Source organism: Agrobacterium sp. CFBP 3001 (assembly GCF_027871605.1).
Lineage (GTDB): Bacteria > Pseudomonadota > Alphaproteobacteria > Rhizobiales > Rhizobiaceae > Agrobacterium > Agrobacterium leguminum.
Map to the genome: position 1 here is coordinate 53,113 of NZ_JAQAHD010000016.1, position 15,243 is coordinate 68,355.

Below are 15,243 nucleotides of genomic sequence, written 5' to 3' on the forward strand. Positions count from 1 at the left end.
CTAGTCCTTCAGCTGCGGCAGGTTGCGGAAAAGTTCAAGCGCTTCGGGATTGGCGAGCGCATCGGCATTCTTCACCGGCCGGCCATGAATGGTGTCGCGCACCGCGATTTCGGAAATCTTGCCGGAACGGGTGCGGGGAATGGCGCTGACGGCAATGATCCTTGCCGGCACATGCCGCGGCGTGGCGCCTGAACGGATGCGGCTGCGGATAGTCTTTTCCAGCTCTTCCGTCAGCGCTGCGCCGCCCTTCATGCGCAGGAAGAGGATGACCCGCTGGTCGCCGTCGATATCCTGCCCGACGGCAATGGCCTCTTCGACTTCGGGCACGGTTTCCACCTGGCGGTAGATTTCCGCAGTCCCGATGCGCACCCCGCCGGGATTGAGCGTCGTATCCGAACGCCCATGGATGACATAGCCGCCAGAGAGGCGCATTTCGGCGAAATCGCCATGCGCCCAGATGCCCGGAAACCGGTCGAAATAGGCGGCCTGATAGCGCGAACCATCCTCATCGCCCCAGAACTTCACCGGCAGGGACAGATGCGCATTGCGGCAGACGAGTTCGCCGGCGACGCCTCGAACGGAACGGCCCTCATCGTCCAGGATGTCGATATCCATGCCCAGCATCGCACCCTGCAATTCACCGCGATGCACCGGCTGCAAAGGGTTGCCGCCAAGGAAACAGGCGCAGATATCCGTGCCGCCGGAGATCGAGGCGAGGTGCACCTCAGCCTTCCAGTCGCGATAGATATAATCGAAGGATTGCGGGATGAGCGGCGAGCCGGTGGAAAGAATGGTCCGCAGCGATGAAAGATCGTGGCTTTCACGCGGCTTCAGCCCGGCCTTCAGGCAGGCGTCGATAAACTTCGCCGACGTGCCGAAAGTGGCGATCCGTTCGGCGTCGATGAGGTCGATTAGCCGCGCAGGGTTGGGATAACCGGGATTGCCGTCATAGGTGACGAGCGTAGCGCCGAGCGCCAGACCGGAGACCTGCCAGTTCCACATCATCCAGCCGCAGGTGGTGAAATAGAAGAAGCGCTCCCCTTCCTGAATATCGCATTGCAGCTTCAGCTCCTTCATGTGCTGAAGAAGCAAACCGCCGCCGGAATGGGTGATGCATTTCGGCTTGCCGGTGGTGCCGGACGAATAAAGGATCGCCAGCGGCGCCTTGACGGGCAGACGGTTGAACGCAATCTCACCCGCCGCATAAGGCGCGACGAAATCCGTAAGCGTCACGCAGCCGAGATCGGCAAGGTTTTCGGGCACGGCATCGCCGATCAGCACGATCTTTTCAGGAGCCGCACTTTCCGCCACCGCCCGAATGGTCGGGCCGACATCGATGCGCTTGCCGGCATAACCATATTCCGGCACGGCGATGAGGATTTTCGGACCGATCTGCGACAGGCGGTCGGAGGCGCCCGCCGGCCCGAAATCCGGCGAGCAGGACGACCAGATCGCGCCGATGGCGCTCGCGGCCAGATAACTCACGATCGCCTCAATATCATGGGTGACGATGGCCCCGACGCGGTCGCCTTCGCTCACACCCGCATCGGCAAGCGCCTGCACCATGCGGGACACTTCGTCGTAAAGCTCTCTGCGAGTAATTTCACGCCGTGTGCCATCGTCGCGATGAGCGATGATGGCCAGCCGCGCGTCGGCATCGCGCAGCAGGTTTTCAGCATAGTTGAGCAGGGCACCGGGATAAAACTCAACATCTCGGATCGTCGCACCGGCTTTGAATGCCGTTTCTCCACGTGTGCCGATAATGCCGAGCTCATCCCACAGAGCATCGTAAAAGGCGTCCGGCGCATCGATGGACCAGCGCAACAGGCCGGCATAATCATCGGCGGCCACCCCGTGCAGTTTTGCAGTTTTCTCTGCGAAGGAAAAAAGCGCCGAGCGCGCCAGCGTTTCCCTCGGCGGCACCCACAAAATATCGGAAGGCGCGGTGTCCGTCATGCTTCGCTCCCGCGCAGCATTTCGACAATGGCGGAAAAATCGCGCCCGCCGCTCCCCTCATCGACGAAGTTCTCGTAAAGCGCCGCCGCCGCCGCACCGAGCGGGGTGGAAGCCCCGGCTCCATTGGCGGCCTCCTGCGAAAGCTTCAGATCCTTCAACATCAGGGCCGCCGCAAATCCGGGCTGGTAATCCTTGTTGGCGGGCGATGTCGGCACCGGTCCCGGCACCGGGCAATAGGTGGTGAGCGACCAGCATTGCCCGGAAGAGGTGGAGGCGACGTCGAACAGCGCCTGATGCGAAAGCCCGAGTTTTTCGCCCAGAACAAAAGCTTCCGAAACGGCGATCATGGAAATGCCGAGGATCATGTTGTTGCAGATCTTGGCCGCCTGGCCGTTACCGCCCTTGCCGCAATGCACGATCTTCTTGCCCATCGCCTCCAGCACCGGCCTTGCCGCAGAGAAGGCCGCAGCCTCGCCGCCGCACATGAAGGTCAGGGTGCCGGCGGCCGCCCCGCCCGTGCCGCCCGATACGGGCGCATCGACCGAGGGGCAGCCGGCAGAAGCGGCCAACTCATGCGCCTTAAGCGCGCTTTCCATATCCACCGTCGAGCAGTCGATGAGAAGCGTTCCGGCAGGGATTTTCCGAACCAGATCGCCATAGACCGAAACGACATGTTCGCCCTTCGGCAGCATGGTGATGATGACGTCAGCGGCTTCGATAGCCTCGGCAGAACCCGCAGCAACGGGAACACCGGCCTCTCTCGCCGCCGCGCGGCAGGCTTCGGAAAGATCGTGACCCCTGACGGCATATCCGGCCTTGACGAGATTGGCGGCCATGGGCAGGCCCATATGTCCTAGCCCGATAAAAGCGACGGTCTTCATCGGAGCGCTCCTTTCAGCGATTGTCCGCAAGGATCATGTCGGCGGCCTTTTCGGCAATCATGATCGTCGGGGAATTGGTATTTCCGGATGTGATGCGCGGCATCACCGATGCGTCGGCGACGCGCAGCCCGGCGAGCCTGCGGAATTTCAGCCGCGCATCGACCACGCTTTCCATATCCGACCCCATGCGCAGCGTGCCGACGGGGTGGAAGATGGTGGTGCCGATATCGCCCGCCGCCTTGGCAAGATCATTATCGTTTTCGAAGGAGGGACCCGGCTTGTATTCCTGCGGCTTGAAGCGCGCGAAGGCCGGTTGGGCGACGATGCGGCGCGTGAGCCGCATGGCGTCGATGGCCACCTGGCGGTCGCCTTCGGTGGAAAGATAGTTCGGGCGGATTTCCGGCTGCATGGCGAAATCCGGTCCTTTCACATGCACGGAGCCCCGGCTTTCCGGCCGCAGATTGCAGACACTTGCGGTAATGGCCGGAAAAGTGTGAACCGGATCGCCGAACTTGTCGAGCGAAACCGGCTGGACATGATATTCCAGATCGGCGGTTTCCTTTTCCGGCGAAGAACGAGTGAAAACACCGAGCTGGCTCGGCGCCATCGACATCGGCCCTGAGCGCGTCAGCGCATATTCGAGACCGATCCGCGCCTTGCCGAACAGGGTGGAGGCCCTTTCATTCAGCGTCAGGACGCCAGAGACCTTGTAGACCATGCGCAGTTGCAGATGGTCCTGCAGGTTCTCGCCCACACCCTGAACCTCCGCCACCGTGTCGATACCGGCCGCCTGCAACACATCACCACGGCCGACGCCGGAAAGCTCCAGAACATGCGGCGAGCCGATTGCCCCCGCGGAAAGCACCGTCTCGCGCCGCGCCCGCATCTTTTTCAGGACGCCGTCATGGTGGAACTCCACCCCCGTAACATGGCCTTCTTCGATGATGAGACGCTTGACATGGGCCTTGGTCAGAACCGTGAGGTTCTTGCGACCAAGCGCCGGCTTCAGAAATGCCTTGGCCGTATTCCAGCGCCAGCCAGACCGCTGGTTCACATCGAAGTAACCTGCCCCCTCATTGTCGCCCCGGTTGAAATCGTCGGTTGCGGGAATGCCCGCTTCGCCCGCCGCCTTCTGGAAAGCATCCAGCACATCCCAGCGCACGCGCGCCTTTTCCACGCGCCACTCGCCGCCGGCGGAGTGCAGATCGCTTTTTCCCCGATAAAAGTCTTCCGATTTCAGGAAATAGGGCAGGATGTCGTTCCACCCCCAGCCCTCGCAGCCGAGTTGACGCCAGACGTCGTAGTCCCGCGCCTGGCCGCGCATATAGATCATGCCGTTGATGGAGGAGCAGCCGCCAAGCACCTTTCCGCGCGGATAGATCAGCGAGCGGCCGTTCAGCCCCGGCTCTTCCGCCGTCTTGAAACACCAGTCGGTGCGCGGATTGTTGATGCAATAGAGATAACCGACTGGAATATGGATCCAGTGGTAATTGTCGTTGCCGCCCGCTTCCAGCAGCAGCACGCGGTTGTTCGGATCTTTCGAAAGGCGGTTGGCGAGAACGCATCCGGCACTCCCCGCTCCGATGACGATATAGTCATATTCGCCCATGCTCTTCTCCACGCGCCGCCCTTGCCGCGTCGTCCCGGACGCGGAGGAGGCCTTTCCTGTGTTCTCAAAAACGCCTAGCTACGGTGCTGAAAGCCGAGTTTTCTCCCGAGCCGCGACGCGTAAAATTCGCCGATCAGACCACGCCGGAACACCAGAACGCAGGCCATGAAGACGAGGCCGGTGATGATGGTGACCGGGAAATCGGACGTCGCGAGATAGTTCTGCAGGGTGACGACGAGACCCGCACCGAAGATCGGCCCAATCATGGTGCCGATACCGCCGAGCAGCGTCATCAGGATCACTTCGCCCGACATCTGCCAGGTGACGTCGGTGAGCGTCGCAAACTGGAAGACCAGCGCTTTGAGGCCACCCGCAAGACCGGCCAGCGTCGCCGACATCACGAAAGCACCGAGCTTGTAGCGCTGGACGCTGTAGCCCAGCGAAATGGCGCGCTGCTCGTTTTCGCGGATGGATTTCAGGATCATGCCGAAGGGCGAATTGACGAAACGCCAGATGACAAGGAGCGCCAACACAAAGGCGACAAGCACCGTGTAATAGATGTTGAGTGGCGCATTGAGGTCGAGAAGGCCGAAGAGATGGCCGCGCGGCACGCCCTGCAAGCCATCCTCACCATGGGTGAAGGGCGCCTGAAGGCAGAAGAAATAAAACATCTGCGACAGCGCAAGCGTAATCATGGCGAAATAGATGCCCTGGCGGCGAATGGCGAAGAAGCCGATGACGAGACCGAGCAGCGCCGCCCCCGCCATGCCGATGACAAGGCCGATTTCCGGCGTCACGCCCCATTCCTTCACCGAATAGGCGGTGAAATAGGCTGCACCGCCGAAAAACGCCGCATGGCCGAAGGAGAGTAGGCCCGTGTAACCGATCAGCAGATTGAAGGCGCAGGCAAACAGCGCAAAGCACAGGAGCTTCATCAGAAAGATCGGATAAACGAACATCGGCGCGGCGATGAGGACGGCAATCCCTGCAAGAATAAGCACGGTCTTGATGGTGCCGGCAGTCGTCGAAACCTCCGTTTGCGGCATTGCTCCGGCGGTGGGGCTATGGGTGGCTTTGGACATATCAGGCGTCCTTTCCGAAAAGTCCGGCGGGGCGGATGAGCAGCACAAAGGCCATGATGACGAAGATGACGATGTTGGAGGCTTCCGGGTAGAACACTTTGGTGAGGCCCTCTGCGACGCCCAGCATGTAACCGGTGACGATGGCGCCCATGATCGACCCCATGCCGCCGACCACGACCACGGCAAAGACGACGATGATGAGGTTCGTGCCCATCAGCGGCGAGACCTGATAGATCGGCGCGGCGAGAACCCCGGTGAAACCGGCAAGGCCGGCACCCAGCGCGTAGGTCAGCGTCAGGAGAACAGGCACGTTGATGCCGAAAGCCTGCACCAGCGTCGGGTTTTCCGTCGCAGCGCGCAGATAGGAGCCAAGCCGGGTCTTTTCGATCAACGCCCAGGTGGCGATGCAGACGATGAGCGAAATGACGACGACAAAAGCGCGGTAATTCGGCAGGAACATGAAGCCGAGATTGGTGCCGCCGGCAAGCTGCGGCGGAACGGAATAGGGCTGGCCAGCAGCGCCATAAAGCCAGCGGAACGCGCCTTCCACCACCAGCGCGAGACCGAAGGTGAAGAGTAGCCCATAAAGCGGATCGAGATCGTAAAGCCGCGACAGCAGGAAGCGTTCGACAATCGCACCGAACAGCGCCACGACGAAAGGTGTGACGATGAGCGCCACCCAGAAATTGATGCCGAAATATTGCAGGCCGAGGAAGGCGACGAAAGCGCCGAGCATATATTGCGCGCCATGGGCAAAATTGATGACGCGCAGCAGGCCGAAAATGACGGCAAGGCCAAGCGACAGCAGCGCATAAAACGACCCGTTGATAAGGCCCACCAGCAATTGCCCGAGCAATGCCTGAATTGGAACGCCGAAGATCATCGTCATCGTTAAACCCCCAGCACCTTGTTGAGCTCGCCCATGCGGCCGGAAAGCTCGCTGACCGGAAAATTGCTGACCATCTGGCCGTGATCCATCAGGTAGAAACGGTCGGCGATACGGCTGGCAAAACGGAAATTCTGTTCGACCAGAACAACGGTCATGCCGCGGCTCTTCAGTTTCTGCAGCACCTCGCCGATGCGCTGCACGATGACCGGGGCAAGCCCTTCGGTCGGTTCGTCAAGCAGCAGCACCTTAACCCCGGTGCGCAGGATGCGCGCCATGGCCAGCATCTGCTGCTCGCCGCCGGAAAGCTTGGTGCCGGGGCTGGTGCGGCGTTCGTAAAGATTGGGAAACAGCTCGTATATTTCATCGAGCGTCATGCCGCCGGATGCGACGACGGGCGGCAGCTTCAGGTTCTCCTCGACGCTCAGCGTCGCGAAGATGCCGCGCTCTTCCGGCACGAAACCAAGGCCGTATTTCGCCGTGCGATGCAGCGGCACCGGCATCAGATCCTTGCCGCCCAGCTTGATGACGCCCTTGCGGTTTCGGATGATGCCCATGATAGTGCGCAGCGTCGTGGTCTTGCCCACACCGTTGCGGCCGAGAATGGTGATGGTTTCGCCCTCGCCGACCGTCAGATCGACACCGTGCAGCGCCTGGCTTTCGCCATACCAGGATTTCAGATTGGAGACTTCGAGCATTGCCGCCATATCAAGCCTCCTCCGTGCCCATATAGGCCGTGCGCACGCGCGGATCGGCGGCAACGGTGGCATAATCGCCCTCCGCCAGAATTTCACCGCGTTGCAAGACCGTGACGTGGTGGCAGATATCGGCCACGACTTTCAGATTATGTTCGACCATCAGCACCGCGCGTGTCTTTGCCACCTCGCGGATGAGTTCGGCGACATGGGCGACATCCTCGCCGCCCATGCCGGCCATCGGTTCATCCAGCAGCAGAACCTTCGGATCGAGCGCCAGCGTGGTGGCGATTTCGAGAACCCGCTTGCGGCCGTAAGAAAGATCAGCCGCAAGCGCATGTTTTTCCCGTGTCAGGCCGACCATGGCGATCAGTTCCTCGGCGCGGGCGTTCAGCCTGTCGAGCGAGGAGAGCGGCAGCCAGAACTGCGTTGCAAGGCTGTTCGGCCGCTGCAACGCCACCCGCACATTTTCCAGAACCGTCAGATGCGGAAACACCGCCGATATCTGGAAAGACCTGACGAGGCCGAGACGCGCCACCTTGTCCGGCGGCGTCCTTGTTATGTCCGTTCCCATGAAGGTGATCGCCCCGCCTGTCGGCTGGAGAAACTTGGTCAACAGGTTGAAGACCGTGGTTTTGCCGGCACCGTTCGGACCGATAAGCGCATGCACGCGGGCATGGTGGACGTCGAGATCGACGTTTTTCACGGCCGCGAATGCGCCGAAGGTCTTGGAGAGACCGCGCGCCGAAAGAACGACGCGAGGTTCGGCCTGCCCGGCAAGGGCGGGAGCGATCGTCATCAAGCTTTCCCCTTTTTATTCTTCTTTACTGCGTTACCAGCGGGCAACCGCTCTTTGCGGGGTCCATGAAGGCTTCCTTGCCGGGGATGGTGGCAAGTACCTTGTAATAATCCCACGGCTGCTTGCTTTCGTCCGGCTTCTTCACTTCCATGAGATACATGTCGTGGATCATGCGGCCGTTGGCGGCCACATGGCCGTCCTTCGAAAAGACGTCGTTGACGGGCATTTCCTTCATGGCCTTGGCGACGGCATCGGCATCGTCTGCGCCGGCCTTTTCGATGGCCTTCAGGTAGTGCAGCACGGCGGAATAGGTGCCGGCATGCACCATGTTCGGCATGGCGCCGGTGCGTTCCTTGAAGCGTTCGCCGAACTTGCGCGATTCATCGTCGCGGTCCCAATAAAAACCTTCCGTCAGCGTCAAGCCTTGAGCCGCTTCGAGACCGAGGCCGTGGACTTCTGCAAGCGTGAAGAGAAGCGCCGCAAGCCGCTGGCCGCCGGCGACGATGCCGAATTCGGCCGCCTGCTTGATGGCGTTGGAGGTATCGAGACCGGCATTGGCAAGACCGATGACCTTCGCGCCCGAGGACTGCGCCTGCAGCAGGAAGGAGGAATAGTCCGTCGTGGCAAGCGGATGGCGCACGGAACCCAGAACCTTACCGCCATTGGACTTGACGAAATTCGACGTGTTTTCTTCCAGCGAATAACCGAAGGCATAGTCGGCGGTCAGGAAGAACCAGCTGTCGCCGCCCTGCTTGACGAGCGCGCCGCCGGTGCCGACCGCCAGCGAATAGGTGTCATAGGCCCAATGGAAACCATAGGGGCTGCACTGCTTGCCGGTCAGCTCGGTGGTTGCCGCACCCGTATTGATGGTGATCTTCTTCTTGTCCTTGGACAGCGCCTGCACGGCAAGGCCGACCGACGACGAGGTCAGTTCCATGATCGAATCGACCTGTTCGGTATCGTACCATTGGCGGGCGATATTGGAGGCGACGTCCGCCTTGTTCTGGTGGTCGGCGGTCACCACTTCCACCGGCGCATCGAGCACCTTGCCGCCGAAATCCTCGACCGCCATCTTCGCGGCTTCATAAGAGTATTTGCCGCCGAAATTGGCGTAGACGCCCGACTGGTCGTTCAAGATGCCGATCTTGACCTTGCCGTCCGAAATCTCGGCGGCATAAGCGGCGGTGCCAGCGGCCAGCGCCATGGCCGTGGATAAAACGATACTCTTACGCATGACTTCTCCTCCCAGAGATGATTGCGAGCCTCAGATGGGTCTGTGCAACGGTGAACGAAACCGCCTGCGGGCTTCCATGCCATTGCACCTGAACGGTCACACCGCCCTCCTCAAAGCGATGCATCCTGAGCCTAGACTTCTCGAATTCGGCCGTTGACACAAGAGCGGGGCATCATCAAATTGCGAACAGGAACTGTTCATTTTTGAACAGAACTCTTGATGGGAGACAAATATGGCTACCCCTTTCACCTGGGACGACCTGCAATATTTTCTGGCCGTGGCTCGCACCGGACAGCTCTCATCGGCAGCCCGAAGCCTGCGCACCAGCCACGCCACCGTCTCCCGCCATATCGACCGGCTGGAATTCTCGCTTAAAACCAAGCTGTTCGAGCGAAACCCGCGCGGTTATGAACTGACGACCGTCGGGCGGCGGCTGGTGGATACGGTCGAGCGTATCGAGGCAGAAGCGGAAAGGCTGCAATCGGATATTTCCGAAAGCGGCAGCCTGCTGCGCGGCGTGGTGCGCCTTAGCGCGCCTGAAGGTTTTTCCAATTTTTTCTTCGTGGAAAGGCTGAAAGACTTCGCCATCACGCATCCCCACATCATGGTGGAAATGGTGACGATCCAGCAGATCATGGCGCTTTCCCGAAAGGAGGCGGATGTCGCCGTCACGCTCGATCCGCCGAAGGCCGGTCCCTATATCAACGAACAGATCATCGATTATACGCTGCATATCTATGCCTCGCGTTCCTATCTCGCCGGACGGCCGAGAATCACCAAGCGCGAGGACCTGCTCGATCACTTCTTCATCGGTTACGTACAGGACCTGATCTTCTCACCCGGCCTTGATTATATGCGCGATGTGCTGCCCGGCCTGCGTCCGGGCTTTCAGTCCTCGAGTATTTTCGCGCAGCTGACTGCCACGCTGAGCGGCCGGGGCCTGTGCATCCTGCCGAATTTCATCGCCGCGCGCTTTCCGGATTTGCAGATGGTGCTTGCCGGCGAAGTGGAACTGCGGCGCGGCTACTGGCTGACGAGCCATCAGGACCTTGCCAATGTGCCGCGTGTGCGCTCGCTGATGGACTTCATTCTCACCACGGCGCGCGCGCATGAAAAACTCTTCATCCTCGACCGCCGGATGATGGTCTGAACAGCCATCGTTCACATTTCGGCGACACCGTGTCTACGCCCGGCCGGTTGGAGGATACGCGTGCCAGCCTATATGACTGACAACAACGAAGCCGGTTTGTGAAGACCGGCATCCTCCGACATCTGGAAGGTCATCATGAAAAAGATCGGATTCCTGTCCTTCGGCCACTGGACGCCCTCGCCTCAGTCGCAGACCCGTTCGGCCGCCGATACGCTGCTGCAATCGATAGACCTCGCCGTCGCGGCGGAAGAGCTGGGCGCCGACGGCGCCTATTTCCGCGTGCACCATTTCGCCCGCCAGCTTGCCTCGCCCTTTCCGCTGCTGGCCGCCGTCGGCGCGCGCACGAAAAAGATCGAGATCGGCACCGGCGTCATCGACATGCGTTATGAAAACCCGTTCTACATGGCGGAGGACGCCGGTTCGGCCGACCTCATCGCCGGCGGACGCCTGCAGCTCGGCATCAGCCGCGGCTCGCCGGAGCAGGTGATCGATGGCTGGCGCTATTTCGGTTACCGCCCGGCCGAAGGCCAGAGCGAAGAAGACATGGCGCGTCAGCACACCGAAGTCTTCCTCGAGCTTCTGAAAGGCGAAGGTTTCGCCGAACCGAATCCGCGCCCGATGTTCCCGAACCCGCCCGGCCTTTTGCGGCTGGAGCCGCATTCCGAAGGGCTGCGCGAGCGCATCTGGTGGGGTTCGAGTTCCAATGCAACGGCGGTGTGGGCGGCAAAGCTTGGCATGAACCTGCAAAGCTCCACGCTGAAGACGGATGAAACGGGCGAGCCTTTCCATGTGCAGCAGGCGCAGCAGATCCGCACCTTCCGGGAAGCCTGGAAGGAAGCGGACCACACCCGCGAACCGCGTGTATCGGTCAGCCGCAGCATCTTCGCCCTCGTCAACGACCGCGACCGGTCCTATTTCGGTTACGGCAACGAAGGCGATGACAAGATCGGTTATATAGACGACAAGACACGCGCGATCTTCGGGCGCAGCTATGCCGCCGAGCCGGAAAAACTGATCGAACAGCTGAAAGCCGACGAGGCCATCGCCGAGGCCGATACGCTGCTCCTGACCGTGCCGAACCAGCTGGGCGTCGATTACAACGCCCATGTGATCGAGACGATCCTCAAGCAGGTGGCGCCGGCTCTCGGCTGGCGCTAAATTTGGAAAAATTGCATCATCCACACTCCGTCACCCCGGACTAGATCCGGGGTCCAGCGCGATCAAGTCTTTGATCGCGAAAGACTCTTCTCACGGCGCAGACGCGCCGTGGCTGGATGCCGGATCTAGTCCGGCATGACGGAGGACGGGCTTCCCTCCCTTAAAATCCGGGCTTTATACCGCTGCTCATTTCACCGCCTTGCCATAACGGGCGAAGCTTTCCGCCAGCGGCGTCGTGCTGGCGCCGGGGCGCTCCGGACGTTTGTAGACACCGTCCCGAACATGGATCGGCTCTTCGAAGTGATCCTTGATCCAGGGAATATATTCGAGAATGGTTGAAGCCGGATGCCAGTAGCTCAGATGCACATGCACCTGGCTCATCTCGCCGGCATGCGGCACCACGGGCAGGCGATGGGCGAGCGCGAGATCGGCAACCTGAATATATTCGGTGATGCCGCCAAGCCGGGTCACATCAGGCTGGACATAGGCAACCGCACCGGCATCGATGAATGAGCGGAACGCATCCACCGTGTAAAGCTGCTCCCCGAGCGCAATCGGAATGGACGTATTGCGCGCCAGCCGCGCATGGCTCGTCACATCGTCATACCAGAGAGGCTCCTCGAACCAGTAAATGTCCAGATCTTTCGCCGCCGCGCAGAAACGCTGGCATGTGGGCAAATCCCACTTGCCGTTGCCGTCGATGGCGATGCGGATGGACGAACCGACACGCTTGCGCACGGCTGCAAGGCGGGCAATATCGATATTCGGATCGTCATGCCCGACCTTGATCTTCAGCCGGGTAAACCCATCCTCCTCCACCGCTCTCGCGCTACCCGTCAGCAAATCCTCCAGCGTGAAGGAAAGCCAGCCGATATCGGTATTATAGGCTTCCACCGCCGCAGTGCGCGCGCCGCCGAGATAGTGCCAGAGCGGCACGCCCGCCTTTTTCGCCTTCAGGTCCCACAGCGCAACGTCAACTGCGGCCAGCGCCAGATGGGTGATGCCCGCCCTGCCGACCCATTGCAGCGCCGGATAACGGGCCAGTTTCGTCCACAGCCTCGAATGGTCCGACGCATCCTCCCCCACCAGCAAGGGCGCGTAACAATCGCTGATGCAGGATGTGATCAGCCTGTCCGACGGCAGATGCGCGTGGGTGCCGGTAAAACCAAAGCCCTCAAGGCCATCGCTGGTGGTGATCTTTGCACCGACGACACCCCAATGGGTGATGCTGTGGGTGGAATCGGAAATGGATTCCGATGTCAGCGGCAGGTGCAGGATGAAAGGTTCGACGGCGGTAATTTTCATGATCGGTCATTCCTCGATTGCTGATTGCTTGCGGGGAGGAATAGACGCCACGTCCCCGCGACCATGGGCCGCGCAGATGGCTTTCGGGAAATTGCCAGACCGCCCTCCTCCAGCAGCTGGCTTCCGATGATGGATAGAGCTAAAGGAAAACCGGCTTTTGTAAAATAAAAAATTTTTTATTTTTAATATTCAACCATTGCCAGTCCCTCGAAGCTGGGCAATGATGCCGCCATGAACTCGCTGGTCAAAGTCACGCTCGCCGAACAGGCGCATCAGGAGCTGCGCGCGCGCATCGTCAGCGGCAGATTGCGCGGCGGCGAACGCCTGCTGCCCAATGAGCTTGCCGCCGATCTCGGCATCAGCCCCACGCCGGTGAAGGAAGCCTGCCTGAAACTCGAGGCCGATGGGCTGGTGGTCAATTCCTCCCGGCGCGGCATGGTTGTGCGCGATTTCACCGTGGAAGATGTGGAGGAACTTTACGCCGCCAGAATGCTGCTTGAAAAAGGCGCGGTGGAAGTGGCCTTCGACGCCGGGCAACTGGATGGAGCGCTGCACGCGGAACTTCTGGAAAGCCTTGCGAAACATCGTAAATTCGCCAAAGGCTCAACGCTCGACGAATTATCGAAAGCGCTTTTTTACGACCGCAGCTTCCATACGACCCTTGTGTCGGCGGCGCGCATTCCGGTCATTTCCGGCTCGCATGAGCGCATTCTCGACCAGACCCACACGGTTTTCGTCTCGATTCTCGGCGACTACGCCCGCTCGGTCGAAGAGCACCAGAATATCGCCGATGCCATCGCCGCCGGCAGCAAGGCCCAGATCGTCGATGCCCTGTGGCGGCATCTCGAGCGCAGCCGCCAGAATACGCTGCGCCAGGTCCGGCTGCTCAAAGAGGCCGGCGCCTGATCATTCCGCATATAGGGGAGGAACCGACATGATGCGCCACAAGCCGGACGCCGCAATGAGAGCGGCGCGAGCTACAACCGTCCCGTTCCGCATGGGGATTTCGCATCGATGACAGACCGGCTTTCCGCTGCAACCCTGCCCCGCCTGCCGCAATCCGTCACGACACCCGCCTATGACCGCCAAAGCGTCACGCCCGGCATCGTCCACCTCGGCGTCGGGGCCTTTCATCGGGCTCATCAGGCGGTTTTCATCGACGATTGCCTTAATCGCGGCGATACCCGATGGGGCATCGTTGCGGCATCGCTGCGCAGCCCGGATACGCGCGACGCCATCGAGCCGCAGGATAATCTCTACACCTTTTGCTTGCGAGATGGTGAGAGCGAGCGCCTGCGCATCATCGGTTCGATTCTCGAAACCATCGTCGCCCCGGAAGAGCCCGAACGGCTGGTGGAGCGGATGGCCGATCCGCGCGTCCTCATCGTCACACTGACCGTGACGGAAAAAGGTTACCTGACCAATCTCGCCTCCCGCAGCCCGCTGCGCGATCATCCCGATATCGTCCATGATCTCGAAAACCCGGAGCGGCCACGCTCCATCTTCGGCTTCATCCTTGCGGCCACACGGCGCAGGCGCAAGCAAGGTTCTCAGCCCCTGACGCTCCTTTCCTGCGACAACCTGCCCGCCAACGGCCATGTGCTGCAAAAGCTGCTGCTGGAATTTGCGGAACTGGCCGATCCGGAACTGGCACCCTTCATCGAAACCAATATTGCCTGCCCCTGCTCGATGGTGGACCGGATCGTTCCCGCCACCACGGATGCGGACCGCGAGGCGATTTCGACCGCACTCGGCCTCAGCGATGCCTGGCCGGTGGTGGCCGAACCCTATTTCCGTTTTGTCATTGAGGACCGTTTTCCGCATGGAAGGCCGGCGCTCGAGAAATCGGGCGTGGAATTCGTCGGCAATGTTGAGCCATACGAGCATATGAAGCTCAGAATGCTGAATGGCTCCCACAGCGCCATCGCCGCCATCGGCCAGATTGCCGGCCTTGCGACGGTGGCGGATGCATGGGGTGAAAAGCCCGTGCGCGATTTCATCGACGCCTATTGGCGCGAGATCGAACGGACGCTCGACCCCGCCGTTGACGGGGCGGAATTCGCAGCCGGCCTGCGGGATCGTTTCGCCAATCCCTCATTGCAGCACAAGACCATGCAGATCGCCTCCGATGCATCGCAGAAAGTGCCGCTGCGCATTCTTGGCCCCTTGCGCGAATTGCTTGCGGACAAGGCTGAAAGCCGGACGGTTATTTTCGCCGTCGCGCTCTGGATCAGGTCCTGCGCGGACAAGAATGAAAAGGGGCAGCCGATCACCATTCTCGATCCCGCTTTCAAGGAGTGGGATGCGCCGGATCAACTGGCAATGGCGCCGGATGCGGTCGTCGACCGTTTTCTGACTTTCGAACGCACATTTGGCAGCGACCTGCCCGGGAACGAAACCTTCGTCCCAGCCCTGAAAGCCGCCTATCGAGACATTCGGGAGCAGGGCGCGCTTGCGGCAGTCGAGCGTTTCCTGAAGTCCTGAAAAA

The 15,243-nt window shown here is 60.7% G+C and carries 13 protein-coding genes; 4 read left to right on the forward strand and 9 right to left on the reverse strand.

Annotated features, from left to right (window positions below; genetic code table 11):
• From PH605_RS18745 to PH605_RS18780, 8 genes are all read right to left on the reverse strand, one after another.
• On the reverse strand, positions 1 to 1,956 hold the full coding sequence (locus tag PH605_RS18745; protein ID WP_142845699.1) for an acetoacetate--CoA ligase: 1,956 nt from the start codon (positions 1,954 to 1,956) through the stop codon (positions 1 to 3).
• Positions 1,953 to 2,837, reverse strand: a complete 885-nt coding sequence (gene mmsB, locus PH605_RS18750; RefSeq protein WP_142845700.1) for a 3-hydroxyisobutyrate dehydrogenase — start codon at positions 2,835 to 2,837, stop codon at positions 1,953 to 1,955. Before mmsB ends, PH605_RS18745 begins: the two co-directional genes overlap by 4 nt.
• Before the next feature lie 13 nt (positions 2,838 to 2,850).
• Positions 2,851 to 4,446, reverse strand: coding sequence for a GMC family oxidoreductase (locus PH605_RS18755; protein WP_065657337.1), 1,596 nt, complete (start codon positions 4,444 to 4,446; stop codon positions 2,851 to 2,853).
• A 74-nt stretch (positions 4,447 to 4,520) separates the two neighbouring features.
• Positions 4,521 to 5,528: a branched-chain amino acid ABC transporter permease gene (locus tag PH605_RS18760; RefSeq protein ID WP_142845701.1), complete on the reverse strand. Its 1,008-nt coding sequence runs from the start codon at positions 5,526 to 5,528 to the stop codon at positions 4,521 to 4,523.
• 1 nt (position 5,529) lies between these two features.
• Positions 5,530 to 6,417, reverse strand: coding sequence for a branched-chain amino acid ABC transporter permease (locus tag PH605_RS18765; RefSeq protein ID WP_142845702.1), 888 nt, complete (start codon positions 6,415 to 6,417; stop codon positions 5,530 to 5,532).
• A gap of 2 nt (positions 6,418 to 6,419) precedes the next feature.
• Positions 6,420 to 7,121: an ABC transporter ATP-binding protein gene (locus PH605_RS18770; protein ID WP_065657340.1), complete on the reverse strand. Its 702-nt coding sequence runs from the start codon at positions 7,119 to 7,121 to the stop codon at positions 6,420 to 6,422.
• 1 nt (position 7,122) lies between these two features.
• Complete coding sequence (locus tag PH605_RS18775; protein WP_065657341.1) at positions 7,123 to 7,908, reverse strand: ABC transporter ATP-binding protein; 786 nt, start codon at positions 7,906 to 7,908, stop codon at positions 7,123 to 7,125.
• A 25-nt stretch (positions 7,909 to 7,933) separates the two neighbouring features.
• Positions 7,934 to 9,142, reverse strand: a complete 1,209-nt coding sequence (locus PH605_RS18780; protein WP_065657342.1) for an ABC transporter substrate-binding protein — start codon at positions 9,140 to 9,142, stop codon at positions 7,934 to 7,936.
• A 232-nt stretch (positions 9,143 to 9,374) separates the two neighbouring features.
• On the opposite strand from PH605_RS18780, the gene PH605_RS18785 reads away from it, so the two are divergent.
• Both PH605_RS18785 and PH605_RS18790 read left to right on the forward strand, forming a co-directional pair.
• Entirely contained in the window at positions 9,375 to 10,292 is a 918-nt protein-coding gene (locus PH605_RS18785) for a LysR family transcriptional regulator (protein ID WP_065657343.1), read from the forward strand.
• 135 nt (positions 10,293 to 10,427) lie between these two features.
• The gene (locus tag PH605_RS18790) at positions 10,428 to 11,450 is read left to right on the forward strand and encodes an LLM class flavin-dependent oxidoreductase (protein WP_065657344.1); all 1,023 of its coding nucleotides are present in this window, start codon (positions 10,428 to 10,430) and stop codon (positions 11,448 to 11,450) included.
• 186 nt (positions 11,451 to 11,636) lie between these two features.
• Here PH605_RS18790 and PH605_RS18795 read toward each other — a convergent pair whose 3' ends face one another.
• Positions 11,637 to 12,755 (reverse strand): mandelate racemase/muconate lactonizing enzyme family protein, encoded by a 1,119-nt coding sequence (locus PH605_RS18795; protein WP_142845703.1) that lies wholly within the window; start codon positions 12,753 to 12,755, stop codon positions 11,637 to 11,639.
• Positions 12,756 to 12,986: 231 nt separating this feature from the next.
• Here PH605_RS18795 and PH605_RS18800 point away from each other — a divergent pair, with 231 nt between their 5' ends.
• Complete coding sequence (locus PH605_RS18800; protein ID WP_137005306.1) at positions 12,987 to 13,661, forward strand: GntR family transcriptional regulator; 675 nt, start codon at positions 12,987 to 12,989, stop codon at positions 13,659 to 13,661.
• A 108-nt stretch (positions 13,662 to 13,769) separates the two neighbouring features.
• Positions 13,770 to 15,239 (forward strand): mannitol dehydrogenase family protein, encoded by a 1,470-nt coding sequence (locus PH605_RS18805; RefSeq protein WP_142845704.1) that lies wholly within the window; start codon positions 13,770 to 13,772, stop codon positions 15,237 to 15,239.
• The last annotated feature ends 4 nt before the right edge of the window (positions 15,240 to 15,243 follow it).